Source organism: Streptomyces sp. G7(2002) (assembly GCF_028870195.1).
Classification (GTDB): Bacteria; Actinomycetota; Actinomycetes; order Streptomycetales; family Streptomycetaceae; genus Streptomyces; species Streptomyces nigrescens.
The window spans coordinates 8600854-8614605 of record NZ_CP102609.1 but is presented as its reverse complement, the minus strand read 5'-3'; the positions used below and the strand labels follow the sequence as shown (position 1 = coordinate 8614605).

Annotated in this window: 14 protein-coding genes; 10 read left to right on the top strand and 4 right to left on the bottom strand. The window is 69.6% G+C overall.

Annotated features, from left to right (window positions below; translation table 11 throughout):
• Positions 1-25 precede the first annotated feature (25 nt).
• The 4 genes from NUT86_RS37000 to NUT86_RS36985 all read left to right on the top strand — a co-directional run bounded on the left by NUT86_RS37000 (position 26) and on the right by NUT86_RS36985 (position 3326).
• Positions 26-925, top strand: a complete 900-nt coding sequence (locus NUT86_RS37000; protein ID WP_018092462.1) for an alpha/beta fold hydrolase — start codon at positions 26-28, stop codon at positions 923-925.
• A 59-nt stretch (positions 926-984) separates the two neighbouring features.
• Positions 985-1302, top strand: a complete 318-nt coding sequence (locus tag NUT86_RS36995) for an ArsR/SmtB family transcription factor (RefSeq protein WP_159484511.1) — start codon at positions 985-987, stop codon at positions 1300-1302.
• Complete coding sequence (locus NUT86_RS36990; protein ID WP_274739768.1) at positions 1299-2147, top strand: SRPBCC family protein; 849 nt, start codon at positions 1299-1301, stop codon at positions 2145-2147. Before NUT86_RS36995 ends, NUT86_RS36990 begins: the two co-directional genes overlap by 4 nt.
• 477 nt (positions 2148-2624) lie before the next feature.
• Entirely contained in the window at positions 2625-3326 is a 702-nt protein-coding gene (locus NUT86_RS36985) for a transglycosylase SLT domain-containing protein (protein ID WP_274739766.1), read from the top strand.
• Positions 3327-3493: 167 nt separating this feature from the next.
• Here the strand turns inward: NUT86_RS36985 and NUT86_RS36980 are convergent, their stop codons facing one another.
• Positions 3494-3697 carry a hypothetical protein gene (locus NUT86_RS36980; RefSeq protein WP_262041754.1) on the bottom strand — a complete coding sequence of 68 codons (204 nt, stop codon included), beginning with the start codon at positions 3695-3697 and terminating at the stop codon, positions 3494-3496.
• A gap of 706 nt (positions 3698-4403) precedes the next feature.
• Here NUT86_RS36980 and NUT86_RS36975 point away from each other — a divergent pair.
• The 3 genes from NUT86_RS36975 to NUT86_RS36965 all read left to right on the top strand — a co-directional run bounded on the left by NUT86_RS36975 (position 4404) and on the right by NUT86_RS36965 (position 6974).
• Positions 4404-5057, top strand: coding sequence for a transglycosylase SLT domain-containing protein (locus NUT86_RS36975; protein ID WP_018092458.1), 654 nt, complete (start codon positions 4404-4406; stop codon positions 5055-5057).
• Positions 5058-5442: 385 nt separating this feature from the next.
• On the top strand, positions 5443-6303 hold the full coding sequence (locus NUT86_RS36970; protein ID WP_159484517.1) for a lysozyme: 861 nt from the start codon (positions 5443-5445) through the stop codon (positions 6301-6303).
• A 221-nt stretch (positions 6304-6524) separates the two neighbouring features.
• Complete coding sequence (locus tag NUT86_RS36965) at positions 6525-6974, top strand: hypothetical protein (protein ID WP_026170126.1); 450 nt, start codon at positions 6525-6527, stop codon at positions 6972-6974.
• A gap of 113 nt (positions 6975-7087) precedes the next feature.
• Here NUT86_RS36965 and NUT86_RS36960 read toward each other — a convergent pair whose 3' ends face one another.
• The 3 genes from NUT86_RS36960 to NUT86_RS36950 form a co-directional block, all read right to left on the bottom strand.
• On the bottom strand, positions 7088-8638 hold the full coding sequence (locus tag NUT86_RS36960; RefSeq protein WP_274739762.1) for an SDR family oxidoreductase: 1551 nt from the start codon (positions 8636-8638) through the stop codon (positions 7088-7090).
• Between the two features lie 102 nt (positions 8639-8740).
• Complete coding sequence (locus tag NUT86_RS36955) at positions 8741-9052, bottom strand: hypothetical protein (RefSeq protein WP_159484521.1); 312 nt, start codon at positions 9050-9052, stop codon at positions 8741-8743.
• Positions 9053-9064: 12 nt separating this feature from the next.
• Positions 9065-10225 carry a LacI family DNA-binding transcriptional regulator gene (locus NUT86_RS36950; RefSeq protein ID WP_274739760.1) on the bottom strand — a complete coding sequence of 387 codons (1161 nt, stop codon included), beginning with the start codon at positions 10223-10225 and terminating at the stop codon, positions 9065-9067.
• Positions 10226-10553: 328 nt separating this feature from the next.
• Between NUT86_RS36950 and NUT86_RS36945 the strand changes: the two genes are divergently transcribed.
• The 3 genes from NUT86_RS36945 to NUT86_RS36935 are packed head-to-tail and all read left to right on the top strand — an operon-like array spanning position 10554 to position 13710.
• Positions 10554-11849, top strand: coding sequence for an ABC transporter substrate-binding protein (locus NUT86_RS36945; protein WP_274739758.1), 1296 nt, complete (start codon positions 10554-10556; stop codon positions 11847-11849).
• 26 nt (positions 11850-11875) lie between these two features.
• Entirely contained in the window at positions 11876-12829 is a 954-nt protein-coding gene (locus tag NUT86_RS36940) for a carbohydrate ABC transporter permease (protein ID WP_446750847.1), read from the top strand.
• On the top strand, positions 12826-13710 hold the full coding sequence (locus NUT86_RS36935) for a carbohydrate ABC transporter permease (protein WP_274739754.1): 885 nt from the start codon (positions 12826-12828) through the stop codon (positions 13708-13710). The genes NUT86_RS36940 and NUT86_RS36935 overlap by 4 nt, the downstream gene beginning before the upstream one ends.
• Positions 13711-13752 lie beyond the last annotated feature (42 nt).

The following is a 13752-nucleotide window of genomic DNA, read 5'->3' as shown; positions in this document are numbered from 1 at the left end:
CCGGTGCCCCGAGAAGGAATCTGCCATGTCCGAGGAAATGATCCGCTCTTTGTCGGTGCACGGGGTGTCCTATTCCTACCGGCGGCTGCGGCAGCCGGAGCGGATCACCGAGCCCGTTCTGGTGCTGGGCGGCGCACTGCAGGGGATGTACGGCTGGCCGCAGATGGAAGATCACGTGGGGCCGGTGGCGGACGTGGTCACCGCCGATCTGCCGGGCATGGGCAGCGCCGACCCGCTCCCTCCGGGGCCGAGCATCGATGTCGTGTGCGCGGCGATCGAGCGCATCGTCGACGATCTGGAGGTCCCGCGGATCAACCTCTTCGGCTTCTCGTACGGGGCGGGTCTGGCCTACGGGTGCGCCCGGCGGTTCCCCGGCCGCATCGCGCGGCTCGCCCTCGGCGGGGTTCCGGCGCACATCAGCGACGCCCAGGTCGAGCTGTGGCGCCGGGCCTCCGATCATCTCGCGCAGGGCGACACCGAGGCCTTCGCCACCCTGGTCGCCCAGGGCCTGATGTGCCTCGACGACCGTCGGCACGTCGCCCGACGGAAGCTGGCGTACCGCTATGTCCGGCGCTCGATGCTGCATGCGGCCCGGAACTCCCGACACGCGGTCGACTCGCTGCGCCGCGGGATCTCGGACCGGCCGGACTTCTCCGGCGGCCTGACCGATGTCCCCACGCTCGTCTTCAGCGGTGAGCACGACACGGTGACCTCCCCGGCCCGGCAGCGGGACTTCGCGGCCACCATCCCGGGCAGCCGCTTTCTGACGATTCCCGATGCCGATCACTGGGTGGTGCTCGAACGCCCGCAGGAGGTGGCGGACTTGGCGGCGCGGTTCTTCACCGATGAACCGCTGAGCTCGGCGCCCTGCCTCGCGCCGGTGGTGCGCGAGGAGCCGTCGCCGGCCGATCCGGCATGTGTGTGAGCCCTGGACCTCGGCAACATTCCCTTGCAGCTATATAACCCAAGTGGCATTCTGAGGCCATGACCCTACCGTTCGACGTTCTCGCGGAGCCGAGCCGGCGCAAGATCCTCGACCTGCTGCTGGAGCGCCCGCGGCTGGTCGGCGAGCTCACGGAGCAGCTCGGGCTGAGCCAGCCCGGCACCTCCAAGCATCTCCGGGTGCTGCGCGAGGCCGGTCTCGTCCAGGTCCGGCAGGACGCCCAGCGCCGCTGGTACGAGCTGCGGCCCGAGCCCCTGGCCGAGCTGGACGCCTGGCTCGCGCATTACCGGCATCTGTGGACCGGTCGCCTGGACGCGTTGGAACGGCACCTCGACGCCATGGAGGACGACCCCCGATGAACCCGCACTCCGACACCCTCACCACCGCCGACGGCCGCACCGCGCTGCGCATGGAGCGCAGGCTCGCCCATCCGCCGGCGAAGGTCTGGTCGGCGATCACCGACCCGGCACACCTCGGGCAGTGGTTCCCCTCCGAGGTCACCGTGGAGCTCCACCCGGGCGGAGCGATGACCTTCGCCATGCCCGGGGTGAGCGGCATCGCCATGGCCGGTACGGTCACCGACGCCGAGGAGCCCCGGCTGTTCGCCTTCACCTGGGGCGAGGATCATCTGCGCTGGGAGATCACCCCGGACGGCGACGGCTCGCTGCTGGTTTTGGTGCACACCTTCGGCGACCGGTTCGGCGGCGCCAGCTTCGCCTCCGGCTGGCATCTGTGCCTCACCGCGCTGTCGCAGCTGCTCGACGGCGACTCGACCCACGTCGAGCGCGACGCGGGCGAGCTGCACGAGGCGTATCTGGAGCAGTTCGATCTCGGGCGCGGGGTGGTCGAGGACACCGCGGCGGGCCCTCGGGTCCGCTTCGAGCGCCAGCTCGTACGGCCTGCCGAGGCCGTCTGGGCGGCGCTGACCTCGGGAGACGAGCCTGCCGCGGGGGCGCCGGCGCCGGAGGGCTTCACCAGCCGGCAGGCGCCGGCCGGGCCCGTCACCGAGGTCACGGCCCCGTCGGTGCTCGCGTATCGCTGGCATCCGCAGGGCACGGTCCGCTGGGAGCTGGGCCAGGGCACCGGCCATGGCCCCCGTCTCGCCCTCACCCAGACCGGGCCGGAGGGCTTTGACACGGACGCCGCGCTGGATGCGTGGCACGACCGTATCGAGCAGCTCGCCGCGCGGCTGCTGGCGGACTGAATTACCGCTTCCCCCTTTACCGCCGCATTCTCGCGCCCCCTATGGAGCCCATGGGGGGCGCGCGCGATGGGAGCTCCCCGGCATTGCCGACCGGCCGGCGGCCCGTTGCGGAATTACCTCTTCACCGTGTGAGCCAGGCAACTCCGCGGCGCCGCGGAACGGAATGCGGCGTCCGTGCCGCGTGATGCCGGGCACGAGACGTACGTCACGTACGAGCATTCCTAGTCGATGCCCTTCCCGGCGCACACCGCGATTCACGGTATTTACAACGGACATCTCGCCCTATCTCACGAAGATAGGTAGTACAAGGCATCTTTGCCACCATCCTGGGCCCGCGCTAACCATGTTCCGGGTAGCACCGAGAACGAGTCCGCGATCTCAGCCGGAGCGGCGAAACGCGGCAATGACCCTCGGTCCTCACGCGCCAACCGAAGGCCGTTTCCCCCGCCACAAAGCTCTGGAAGAGGTCACATCCGCATGCCCAACTTCACCCTGCCCCGCCCCGCCCGCCTCACCCGCACGCACAAGGTCTCCGCAGCCCTGGTGGCCACCGCGGGCTGCGCCGCCGCCCTGGTGGCCACCGCGGCGCCGAGCGGCGCCGAGACCACCGCCGCCCACGCGCCGGCCGCGGTCAAGCCGGTCAGCGCCAACGGCCTGCCGATGACCGCGAAGGACCGGGCCGACGACGGCAAGCAGGCCCGTGCGGTCGCCTCGTCCGTCGCCGCCGGCCTCAAGGGGACCGCTGCCGAGAAGCAGAACCACGCGGCCGAGCAGACCGCCAACCGCTCCGTCGAGCGCAAGGCCCTCGTCGCGCCGAAGGCCGCCCCCAAGGCCCCCAAGGCCACCCCCAAGCGCTACGCGAACAACCTTGACGGCTGGATCCGTGAGTCGCTCGACATCATGAAGGCCAAGGGCATACCGGGCTCCTACGAGGGCCTGCACCGCAACATCATGCGGGAGTCCAGCGGCAACCCCAACGCCGTCAACAACTGGGACATCAACGCCATCAACGGCGTGCCCTCCAAGGGCCTGCTCCAGGTGATCCAGCCGACCTTCGACGCCTACCACGTCGCCGGCACCCCCCATAAGCTGACCGACCCGATCGCCAACATCACCGCCGCGGCCAACTACGCGGCCGACCGTTACGGCTCGATCGACAACGTCGACTCGGCCTACTGAGCCGGAGCGACACGACCGTCAGCACGGTCGGAGCAGACTGATACGGGTGCCGCCGTGCGGCCCCGAGCACAGCAACGGCAGTGGCCCTGCCCGCATTCCGCGGGCGGGGCCACTGCCGTTTTGCCGTGTGGCACCGGCGCCGGGCATCAAGCGCCCGGCGCCGCCGGTCAGTAGCGGTCGCGCCGGGGCAGGCCCTCGCCGAAGAGCACGTCGAGGACGTCGCCGGCGATGCGGAGTCCCTGCCGCTCCTTGGCCGTGAGCCGGTCCTGGTGACGGCCATCGACCGGTGCCGCGGCGGCAGCGCCGGTCGCGAGGAAGCCGGTGACCAGAAGACCGGTGAGAACAACGGAAATACGACGGAGCATCAGCATGTCCCTACGGTGAGTGGTGACGGTGTGCGGTGCCACCTTCCGCGGGCGGAGGTCCCGGAGTCATGCGACAGCTCCGGGCGCTGCTGCGAACGGACCAGCGGCACCGCCGTATTGCCGTAGTGGAGCTCTCACCAACGGCCGAGCCGGTCCGCTCTTCTCCTGCACCGCGCCGCCGTAATTGCCGGCCATGGCCGATAGTGAATCAGGGCACAATTGGCGCACTTTTGGCCCCGGCCACAGTACCCCTCACCACATTTGACGATTCCCCCACCGTCACATCGGGACGGCACCCGGATAAATCGGCTGCCGCCGGCGCCCGGACCGGTGCCGGAGAGCGCTAATTCGGCTGTGAGCCAGGCAACTTATAGAGGGGGGCCAAGCGGCCTTCGATGCCGTTATCGGGTGACCCGAGGCACGCGATGTACGTCACTTACGAAGCTGCTTAGTCGATAGCCATGCGCCCATTCCGGGCCAACACCGCCGGGGACGCTTATCCATTCGAAGATCAGGGTTTATCTCACGAAGATGAGTAGTACAGAGCACCATTGCCTCGATTCGGGACCGGCGTTAACCATGGATTCCGACGCACCGAGAGCGAGTTTGCGAATCACGCCCCAAGGCGATCGCAGCAAAGACCTCCGGTACGTAACGCGCCGCCAAAAAAGGCCGCCTCCCCGTCCCCAGTACCTGGAAGAGGTCACTCTGCATGCCTAGCTTCACCCTGCCCCGCGCTGCCCGTATCACCCGCATCACCCGTACCCACAAGGTCGCCGTGGCCGTTCTGGCCGCCGCGGGTGCCACCTCGGGCCTGGCCCTCACCTCGGCTCCGGACACCGCTCAGGCCGCTTCTGAGCACTCCCCCGCCGCGGTCAAGCCCGTCAGCGCGAAGGGCCAGCCGGCCAAGGCCGACGACGCCAAGACCGGCCGCCCGGTGACCGCCTCGGTCGCCGACCACGTGAAGGTCACCGCCGTGGAGAAGCAGCACAGCGCCCAGCAGGCCGCCAACCGCTCCGCCGAGCGCGAGGCCGTCAAGGACTACCCGAACAACCTGGACGGCTGGATCCGCGAGTCGCTGGACATCATGAAGGCCAAGGGCATCCCCGGCTCCTACGAGGGCCTGCACCGCAACATCATGCGGGAGTCCGCCGGTGACCCGAACGCCGTCAACGGCTGGGACGTCAACGCCGTCAACGGCACGCCCTCCAAGGGCCTGCTCCAGGTGATCCAGCCCACGTTCGACGCCTACCACGTGGCCGGTACCCCCGATAAGCTCACCGACCCGATCGCCAACATCACCGCCGCGGCCAACTACGCGGCCGACCGTTACGGCTCGATCGACAACGTCGACTCGGCCTACTGAGCCGATGCGGCCTAAGAGCCGTCATGGGCACCCGAGGCCGGCCCTGCCAGATGAGGCCAGGGACATGACGCATCACACGAGCGAGCCGGCAGGCTCGGCATAGAGCAGCTTGCGAAGCGGCGGAATGGCGCGTTCGCCGCTGCGCGGTGGAGCGGGTCCCGGCAGTGCCGGGGCCCGCTTCGCTCTGTCGTACGACCCGGAGGCCGGGCCGGGGGCGTGAGTGGCCGTTTCCGCCCGCCGGACGGGTGAGATGCAGGGCCGGTCGGCGGACTGACGGTCTGTTGGGCCATAGAGTCAGGCGGTTCTGCGTATATGTCTCTTATCGGCAGGATTCTGCTCAAAAGCTGCCGAACCTGACTCAACCGAAGGCCTTCGGAGGCATGCGATGCCCTTGCGCAGATCCGGTCCGGCCCGCCGTACAGTCCCCCTTGCGGCCGGAACTCTCGTTTCTCTTTTCTCCGTGCTCGCGCTGCCCCTCGCGCTGACCGGCTCCGCCACGGCGTCGGATGCCGAGAAGAGACCCGCCCACCCCGAACAGGACTGGATGGGTTCCACCATCATCGCCCACGAGGGCGGCGACCGGGCCGGCGGTGCCGAGCCGCGGGCGTCGGGTCACCGGGCCGTGGCCGGCGTCGATGTCTCCAGCCACAACGGCAAGGTCGGCTGGTCGTCACTGCGTAAGTCCGGGGTGCGGTTCGCGTACGTCAAGGCCTCCGAGGGGACCAGCTACACGAACCCGTACTTCGCGCAGCAGTACAGGGGCTCGTACGAATCCGGCATGATCCACGGCGCCTACCACTTCGCGCTGCCCGACCACTCCAGCGGCGGTTCCCAGGCGCGGTACTTCGCCGATCACGGCGGCGACTGGTCCAGGGACGGCAGGACACTGCCCGGCGCGCTCGACATGGAGTACAACCCCTACGGCGCGACCTGCTACGGGAAGAGCCACAAGGCGATGGTCAGGTGGATCCAGGACTTCGTGCGCACCTACCGGGAGGAGACCGGCCGTCACGCGGTCATCTACACCTCCACCAACTGGTGGAAGCGGTGCACCGGCAACTCCGGCAAGTTCGGCAGGACGAACCCGCTGTGGATCCCGCGCTACGGCTCGTCCGTGGGCTCGCTGCCGGCCGGCTGGCAGTACCACAGCATCTGGCAGCACACCTCCTCGGGCCACCGGGTCGGCGACCGTAACCGCTTCAACGGCTCGTACACCCGCCTCAAGGTTCTCGCGAACGGCCACTGACCCCACACGCAACGGCCGGTCCCCGGCGCGCCTGCTCCGGCGCCGGGGACCGGCCGTTTTTCCGTTCGCCCCCGCGGCCGCGGGCGTCGGCGGGAGGCCTTTTTGGACAACTCCTCCGGCACGGCGACGAATTCACGCCGCGGTACAACCATCCACGGCCGGCCGCTGTCCAACACTGCGAAATGTCCACGCGACGCACTTCACCCAACGGGGGGTATTCCATGAAGCGTTCTCGTGCCATCGCAGGATCCGCAGTGCTGGCCATGGCCGGTATCGCCACGATGGCGACGGCCACCACCGCGTCCGCCGCGCCCAAGGCCGCCGCGTACAACGGAGCCTGCGGAAGCGGCTACAGCGTAGTGAATTCCGTACCGGTCACCGGAAAGGGGACCGTGTACCTGACGTACAGCGCAAAGACCGGAAAGAACTGTGTCGTGACGGTGCGGAACAGCCCCGGTAAGCGGGTGTACATGTACACCTATCTCACGGCCACCGACGGCAGTTCGGACTGGGTTTACGACAGCGGTCAGTACACCTCCTACGCCGGCCCCGTCTACCTGCCCGGAAAGGGCATCTGTGTGGACTGGGGCGGCGCGATCGAGTCGGTCAGCGTCAGTGTTTCCGGCTCCAACTGCGGCCGGATGGCGGCCGGTGTGGTGACCCACCACTGATCGTCCTCGACGGCGGGTTCCCGGGCAGCGCCCGCCCGGGAGCCCGCCGTCGGCATATCGCGTGACACATCGCGCGCGTCAACCGGCGTGCCCGGCGGGCCACTTGACGACCGTCAGGGTCCGGCGCGGGCCGCTCGCTCCGGACGACTCCGGTGCTCGGCCGCCGCCGCGGCCGCGATGTTGCGTGCCATTCCGCCGAACACCGCGGCGTGGAAAGGGGAGATGGACCACCAGTAGGCATGGCCGGTCAGTCCGTGCGGGTGGAACAGGGCCCGCTGGCCGTAGAGCGTACGGCCGTGGGCATCACGGCCGACCGTCAGTTCCAGCCAGGCCAGGCCGGGGAGCCGCATCTCGGCGCGCAGCCGCAGCAGCCGGCCCGGCTCGACCTCCTCGACACGCCAGAAGTCGAGCGAGTCACCGACCCGCAGCCGGCCGGCGTCCCGACGGCCGCGGCGCAGCCCCACCCCGCCGATCAGCCGGTCCAGCCAGCCGCGCACCGCCCAGGCGAGCGGAAGGGAGTACCAGCCGTTGTCGCCGCCGATGCCCTCGACCACCCGCCACAACACCTCGGGCGGGGCGTCCACGGTCCGCTCCCGCCGGTCGGTGTAGAGGCTGCCACCGGCCCAGTCGGGGTCGGTCGGCAGCGGATCGCTCGGCGCTCCGGGCACCGCGGCATTGGACCAGTGGGTGGCGACCTCAGCGTCCCGTACCCGGCGCAGCGCCAGTTCCAGGGCCTCGTCGAAGGCGATGGGGTGGCCCGGCGGGTCCGGGTCGGGGACGTAGCGGGCGATGTCGTGCTCGTGGCAGACGACCTCGTGGCGCAGAGACTCGGCGAGCGGGCGGGCCAGGCCGGGCGGCACGGGGGTGACCAGCCCGATCCAGAGGCTGGACAGGCGCGGGGTGAGCATCGGCACGGGGAGGATCAGCCGTTCGGGCAGCCCGGCGACCCGTGCGTAGCGCTGCATCATGTCGCGGTAGGTGAGGATGTCGGGCCCGCCGATGTCGAAGGCCCGGCTGACGTCGTCGGGGAGGCGGGCGCAGCCCACCAGATAGCGCAGCACATCACGGACGGCGACCGGCTGGATGCGGGTGCCCACCCAGCTGGGGGTGACCATGACCGGCAGCCGCTCGGTGAGATAGCGCAGCATCTCGAACGAGGCCGAGCCGGAGCCGATGATGACGGCGGCGCGCAGTACGGCGGTGGGGACACCGGACTCCAGCAGGATCTCCGCGACCTCGGCCCGGGAGCGCAGGTGGGGCGAGAGCTCCTGCTCGGGGATGCCTTCGGGGGTGAGGCCGCCGAGGTAGACGATCCGGCGGACTCCGGCGACGCGGGCCTGCCGGGCGAAGATCTGCGCGGCCCGGCGGTCGGTGTCCTCGAACCGGCGGCCGCTGCCCAGGGCGTGCACCAGGTAGTAGGCGACCTCGACACCGGCCATCGCGGTACGGACCGAGTCCTCGTCGGTGACGTCGCCGCGCAGCACCTCCGTCCGCCCGGCCCAGGGGTGATCGCGCAGCTTCTCCGGTGCCCTGGCCAGTGCCCGTACGGCATATCCGGCCGCGAGCAGCTCGGGGACCAGACGGCCGCCGATGTAGCCGGTGGCGCCGGTGACCAGGGCACGCGGGCGTGCCGTGGGCTGCGAGGCATCGTCCGTGCCGGCCATGTGCGCGGCCTCCTCCGGCGGGTAGCAGCACGACCAGGCTGCCCGCCAAGTCTGTCACCGCTCCCCGCACCGGGCATCACGACGCGGGTCAGGTGACGCAGGTCAGGTCGTGTCCTGCCGGGCCTTCCGGATCAGGTCGACCTGTCGGAGCGGGCGGAGCTTCTTGTCCGGGTCGAGCTGCCAGCCGTGCTCCGCGGCGACGTCCAGCAGTCCGCGTGCGCCGATGCCCCGGTAGGTGCGGAAGCGGAAGAAGGCCTTGCTGTCCGTGGGCTTCTTCCGGCCGAGGTGCTCGCCGATCCGGGCGCGGTAGAACTCGGGGTCACCGGCACGCTCGTGCCGCAGCTCGCTGCAGGTGACCCACCACCGGGGGCGGAAGGGGAACGGGTCGAGGGCCCGGTCCAGCGCGCGTTCCATATGGCCCCACGGTCAGCCGGGCGGGGGCATTGCGGTGCTCTCCCGTGCCTCCAGGTGCGGCAGTTCGCCCTGGACGGTCCGCAGCGGGCCGCCGTCGAGGACCGCGAGGAGTTCCTGGGCGGCGAGCCTGCCGAAGCCGGGGGTGTCGCGGACGAGTGCGGTGAGCCGGGGGTGGGTGACCCGGCACAGCGCCGAGTCGTCCCAGGCCACGATCGACAGCGCGCCCGGCACGGGGATACCGCGCTCGGCGGCGACCGAAGCGCCCGCTACGGCCATCACATCGTTGTCGTAGACGATCGCCGTCGGGGGCCGCGCGGCGTCCAGGAGACGGCGGGTGGCCTCGGCCCCCTCGGCGTCGGAGTAGTCGGTGGTCACCGAGTGGACCTGGCGCCGGTCGAGGCCCCGCCGGTCCGCTTCGGTGCGCAGCGACTGGATCCGGCGTGCGGTGTGGGCGAGGCCGGGCAGCCCGGCGATATGCACGATCCGGCGGTGTCCGAGGCCGTAGAGGTGGTCCAGGATCCGTGCCATGGCCTTGGCGTCGTCGGCCCAGACGGTGGAGAGCAGCGGGTGGGGCGGGGTGGCGGCCGGTTCGGTGGCGGACGGTTCGGCGGTGGCCGGTTCGGTGGCGGACGGCTCCCCGGCGGACGGCTCCGCGGGGTCCGGCCCGGGGGCGGCCGGGCCGCCGACGACGACGGCAGGCAGGCCGAGTGCGGCGAGCAGCTCCGGGCGCGGGTCGTCGGTGCGCGGGTCGACCACGAGGACGCCGTCCACCCGGCGTTCGGCCCACCAGCGGCGGTAGAGCGCGCACTCGGTGTCGAGGTCCTCGACGACCTGGAAGAGGAGCGCGATCTGCCGCGCGGAGAGCACTTCCTGGATGCCGGAGACCAGTTGCAGGAAGAAGGACTCCACGCCCAGGGTCTGTGCGGGCCGGGCGAGCACCAGCCCCATGGCGCCGGCGCGTTCACCGGACAGGGCGCGGGCGGCGCTGTTGGCCTGCCAGCCGAGTTCCTCCGCGACGCGGCGTACCCGGGCGCGGGTGTCCTGGGAGACGCCCGGCCGGTCGTTGAGCGCGAACGAGACGGCGCTCTCCGACACCCCGGCACGGCGGGCGATGTCCTTGATCGTCGGCCGGCGGGCCGGCTTACGCCGGGCCGCCTCACCGGGCGCTGTCATGGCGGGCTCTCCCTCGTACTGAACCGCATTAGTGCGCCTCAGTCTGATCAGCGTGAAGTGGCCTGTCAAACGCTGTCCGGCTGCCCTTGACCAGGACAATTCACCGCTCGGCCGGGGAAGTTGACCGACAGGGTGTTGACACCTACTAAAACGCATTAGTAGCGTCTGCCGCATCGTCGCCCGAGGACTCGCGCAATCACCGGCACAATGGCCAGCACAATGACCGGAAAGGCCGCCGCTTCATCTCCTGCTGCCGTAAAGCAATCGGAATTCCGGCCGGTCGCGATGATTTTCCTGGTGTCCGGTCCGAGCAAAGGAGCCGCCAGCCATGCGTATATCCCGCCGCCGAGCAGCCGCCACCACCGCCGCCCTGGTCACCTCGGCGCTCGCCCTGACCGCATGCGGTTCCTCGGAGGAAGCCGGCGGATCGGACAGCGCCTCGGGGAAGGTCGAGGGCCGGGTCACCTTTCAGACCTGGAACCTCAAGGCCAATTTCAAGAAATACTTCGAGGGGGTGATCGCGGACTTCGAGAATAAATACCCGGACGCCGAGGTCAGATGGGTGGATCAGCCGGCCGAGGGGTATCCGGAAAAGCTGAGCGCGGACGCCGCCGGCGGCACGCTGCCCGATGTCGTCAATGTCTCGCCGGATCTCGCGTATCCGCTGGCCAAGGCCGGGCTGGCGCTCGATCTGGAAAAGACCGCCGGAAAATACCGTGGCGAGTATCTCGACGGGGCCTGGGAGAGTCATCGGATGCCGGGAATGACGGGCGTCTATGCCTTCCCCTGGTATCTGAACACCGGGCCGATGTTCTACAACAAGGAGCTCTTCACCAAGGCCGGGCTCGATCCGGAGCGGCCGCCGACGTCGTACGACCAGCTCTTCAAGGACGCCGTGACCATGGCGCGCAAGAGCGACCGGAAGATCGCGATGCTCGCCGGCACCCCGTCGATCGAGGACTTCGGACGCTATGGTGTGCGGCTGATGAACGCCCGGGGCACGGAGTTCACCTTCAACGAGCCCAAGGGCGTCGAGCTGCTGAAGCACTACAAGGAGCTGTATGCGGCCGGGGCGCTGGACTCACAGGCGCTCACCGCACAGGCCGAGTCCGCGGGGCGCAAGTTCCAGCAGCAGTCGGTGGCCATGAATCCGGGCAGCGCGCTCGACCTGGAGAACTTCAAGAAGGAGGCACCGGGCCTCTACCGGCACATCGGCATCACGGACGCGGTCAACAACACCGGGAAGGCCAATATGTACGTCCAGGGCCTGATGGTGAATGCGCAGAGCAAGGTCAAGCCGGCGGCGGTGGCGTTCGCGCACTTCGTCACCGGCAAGAAGAACCAGATGGCCTTCGCCAAGAAGGTCACGATCTTCCCCAGCACCAAGGGCTCGCTGGACGATCCGTACTTCACCAAGGAGGACGGCACCGATGCGACCCGGGTGCGGGTGGCCTCGGCCAAGTCGCTGAAGACGGCGGTGAATTACACCCCGGTACTGCTCAGTGACCAGATGAAGACCGTGCTGCGCAATGCGGTCGCCAAGGCCGTACAGGGAAAGCAGTCTCCCCGGGCGGCACTGGACGGCGCGGTCGCCGAGTGCAATCGCCTGCTCAAGACCGCCTGAGACCGGGGTATTTCGTGAAGACCGGAATGACACCGGGCGAGCGGTTCACAGTGGCCGAGGCACCGGCCGTCGCTCCCCCGCCGGCCCCGGCGCGGCGGCCCGCCCGAGGCACGCGTACACAGCTGCCGTCCAGTCCCTGGCTCTTTCTGGCTCCCGGCCTGCTGATCGTCGCCGCATTCAGCCTGTATCCGTTCCTGAGCACGGTGGCGCATTCGTTCACCGATGCGCGCACCCTCACCGCGGGGCAGTTCGTCGGCGGCGCCAATTACCGGGAGCTGATCCATGACGCCATGTTCTGGACGGGGCTGCGCAACAGCCTGCTGTACGTCCTCGGGGTCGTACCGCTCCTGGTGATGCTGCCGCTGCTGCTGGCGATGCTGGTGCAGCGGCACCTTCCCGGGATCACCTTCTTCCGGGCCGCGTTCTACACGCCGGTGGTCGCCTCCGTCGTGGTGGTCGGGCTGATCTGGGTGTGGCTGCTGGACGACCGGGGACTGATCAATGCGCTGCTGGAGGGCCTGGGCTTCGGCAAGGTCGGCTTTCTCAGCGATCCATGGCTGCTGCTGCTCAGCGCGATGGCGGTCACGGTCTGGAAGGGCCTCGGCTACTACATGATCATTTATCTGGCGGCGCTGGCCAACGTCCCCCGGGAACTGCACGAGGCCTGCGCGGTGGACGGAGCGGGGGCGGTGCGCCGCTTCCTGACCGTCACCGTCCCCGCGGTGCGCTCCACGATGGTGCTGGTGGCCGCGCTGTCCTCGGTCGCGGCCTTCAAGGTGTTCTCCGAGGTCTATCTGATGGCCGGTCCGACCGGCGGCCCCGGCGGGGAGGACACCACCTTGGTGATGCTCGTCCAGCAGGTCGGCACCGGACTCAGCGGCCGGGTCGGCTATGCCTCGGCGCTGTCCGTCGTGGTCTTCGTCCTCACGCTCGGGCTGATGCTGCTGGTGCTGCGGGCCAACCGGAAGGAGGACGCATGAGCGCCGCCGTGCAGGGGGAGCCGGACCGCCGGGCCGGGTGGGAGCGCGCCGGGCGCCGGATACGGCGGTGGCAGCTGCTGCTCCGCTATCTGCTGCTGCTCGCCGTGCTGGCACTGACCATCGGGCCGTTCCTGTGGCAGCTGTCCACCTCCCTCAAGGGCCCCGGCGAGGACATCTACCGCTATCCCCCGAGCCTGCTGCCGCACCGGTTCACGCTGGACAACTACGCCGGCGTCGCCGAGACCATCCCCGTCTGGGACTTCGCGCTGAACTCCCTCAAGGTGGCCGTCACCAATGTGCTCACCAACTGCGCGGGGGCAGCGCTCGCGGGCTATGCGCTGGCCCGGATGCGCTTCACCGGCCGGAAGAGCGCGCTGGTCGTGTTCATCATGGCGATGCTGGTGCCGGTCGAGAGCATCATGATCGCCCAGTTCGTCACGATGCGGGAGCTGCAGCTGAACAACACCCTGCTCGGGGTGGTGCTGCCCGGCTGTATCGGCGCCATGAACGTGCTGCTGATGCGCAATGCCTTCGCGGCCCTGCCCTACGAGGTCGAGGAGGCCGCGTTCGTCGACGGCGCCAACGCCTGGCAGCGGTTCGTACGGATCGCGCTGCCGTCGGTCCGGGGCACCCTCGCGGTGGTCGCGATCTTCGCGTTCATGGGGGCCTGGGACGACTTTCTGTGGCCGCTGATCGTGCTGAGCGACCAGTCGAAGTTCACCCTGACCATCGGGCTGAACTTTCTGCACGGCACCTTCGCGGACAACCAGCGGCTGGTCGCGGCGGGCACCGTCATCGCCGTGCTCCCGCTGATCGTGCTGTTCGCGTGTCTGCAGCGCTCCTTCTTCCGCGGCGTCGGCGAGGGCGCCGTCAAGGGCTGACCGCCCTCCCCGTATCCCCGCCCCCATACCCACAGGAGCCCC